This window comes from Bartonella sp. MR168JLCBS, assembly GCF_042194175.1.
On the sequence record NZ_JBHIMP010000564.1, the window covers coordinates 321 to 579 of the forward strand.

At 40.2% G+C, this 259-nt stretch carries 1 protein-coding gene; it reads right to left on the reverse strand.

Translation table 11 applies throughout. The annotated features are described in order from the left end of the window. A partial coding sequence (locus ACFIK8_RS12690; RefSeq protein ID WP_375669629.1) for a hypothetical protein occupies positions 1-259 on the reverse strand: 259 nt, incomplete at both ends.

Genomic DNA, 259 nt, shown 5'->3' on the forward strand with positions numbered 1-259 from the left:
TCATGGAAAACAGGGTCCTGCAATAAATCGATGGGGGGAAATCCATAACTGCCATAGTCAAGAGATTGAACGTTTGGCATAAAAGCAGTATCATAATTGCCTAACAACGCGCTAGCCGATTGCAATGTTTTGCCTTTTGCTTTCATCATAGACCAATCTTCTGAACTCTTCGCTACATCTTCTGTTATACAATCAGCAATATGGTTGGTATTTTTGGATTCGATAGTAGTAGCCCTTACATCATCGCTTAACGTATGAG